This window comes from Gluconobacter oxydans (genome assembly GCF_006539685.1).
In the GTDB taxonomy this organism is placed as follows: domain Bacteria; phylum Pseudomonadota; class Alphaproteobacteria; order Acetobacterales; family Acetobacteraceae; genus Gluconobacter; species Gluconobacter oxydans.
In genome coordinates this window covers 1-1,383 of sequence record NZ_BJNM01000090.1, presented here as the reverse complement: position 1 = coordinate 1,383, position 1,383 = coordinate 1, and the positions used below count along the sequence as shown (strand labels likewise).

At 49.5% G+C, this 1,383-nt stretch carries 3 protein-coding genes; all 3 read right to left on the bottom strand.

Annotation, left to right across the window (positions count from 1 at the left end):
* Positions 1-395 precede the first annotated feature (395 nt).
* Genes GOX01_RS12710 through GOX01_RS12700 form a run of 3 tightly spaced genes read right to left on the bottom strand, consistent with a single transcriptional unit; the run spans position 396 to position 1,214 of the window.
* A complete protein-coding gene (locus GOX01_RS12710) occupies positions 396-611 on the bottom strand; it encodes a hypothetical protein (protein WP_131973975.1) in 216 nt (71 codons plus the stop codon).
* Positions 608-1,000 (bottom strand): DUF2442 domain-containing protein, encoded by a 393-nt coding sequence (locus GOX01_RS12705; protein ID WP_011252924.1) that lies wholly within the window; start codon positions 998-1,000, stop codon positions 608-610. The genes GOX01_RS12710 and GOX01_RS12705 overlap by 4 nt, the downstream gene beginning before the upstream one ends.
* Positions 987-1,214 (bottom strand): DUF4160 domain-containing protein, encoded by a 228-nt coding sequence (locus GOX01_RS12700; protein ID WP_157774482.1) that lies wholly within the window; start codon positions 1,212-1,214, stop codon positions 987-989. The genes GOX01_RS12705 and GOX01_RS12700 overlap by 14 nt, the downstream gene beginning before the upstream one ends.
* Positions 1,215-1,383 lie beyond the last annotated feature (169 nt).

The window sequence follows — 1,383 nt, the reverse complement described above, 5'->3', positions numbered from 1 at the left end:
CCCATCAAACCCCGGGACCAAACACCTAAGAGACATTATAGTTTTCCTATTGATCCAAACGATCATATCGAATCGATTGGCAATCTGTTTTGAAGTTAATAGAATAACAAATGCAGCCGAGATGGTAGGTAAATAGTGCTGCGCTGAACTGTTATTCCTACCCTGGCCTTAATGCGAGTACTCGGCTCATCAAGGGGTCTCGCACGATAGGAGATGCCTAAAGTGGCAACTTGCTCCATCGCTGCCAGCCTTCCGAATGGTTTGAAGCTACGTGCTTCACTGTCCGGCCTCCACTTTATGTGGTTCTGGGCAATTGTGCAGCATTTACTTCATCTACTCGGTTGGATGTAATGATGGATGAGGGAACGCGTAATGCGTTCCCTCATCAACATTTCTTATAATTCTGATTTGTCTTTGGTATACATATGTCCATATCCAAGTTTTTCTAGTCTTTCCGCTTCTCTTTCAGCACTTTCGCGATCTAAATAGACTTCAGCTTGGTCTTCATAATCAACCCAATATGGTTTTTGAGAGGAATGCCAAAACTCTCGATTATGATCGCTAAGAACTCGAAAAATAACAAAAGTATTCTGTCTAATATTATCTTTCACGCTACTTTCCTCGGCCGTCCACCTTTGGCGCCATTGCGCCGGGCGGCGGCAGACTTTGCGGCAGACAGTGTTTTCCCTGCCTGGCTTGCCATAAAGGCCCGCGTTCCAAATATCCCGGCCATGAGTTCAGGGACCAGGATGTCAGCATTCAGATCGTCCCAGCACAGAGCATAACGGCCCATGCGCTCAACCTTGGCTAGCTGGGCATCCGTTGCGTTCTGTAGGCCCTGTATCTTCCGGGCGGGGAACTCGAAGCGCGCTCCGTTCGTCAGTTCAATGGTGATACGGCCTGTGGTCGCATCATACCCCGCAGCACTGACGCCTGGCGTAGCCTTTGCGTAGGCATCACCTGCTTCCCGGGCGGATTTGAGCTCTTCACTTCTTGCCATGAATAACCTCCCATTCCTTCAGGAGCGTGTCCGCGTTCGCTCCGACTTCTTTCGCCAGCTTCAATGCTTCGCGGTCGCTAAAGCCTTCAATCCGTAATATGCGCGGATCATCTTCAATGCTCACAACCACCTGACCATCTGAGCCGATAATGTGAACATGCGGGGGTCTGTGATCGTTGGTGAAGATTACAACGCGGCATCCCGCAATTCTCATTACCACTGGCATAAGCGGAATATAAACCTAACAGGATAGGTTTTCAACATGAACGAAGTGGACATCTTGGCCAGATCGCTATGACTGCAAACCGCGCGGCTCCCACGGAAGGTCTGAAAGAGGTGGGGTGTCAAAGTCCGTCACTTGCAAACCAAACCCCTAGGTGTTT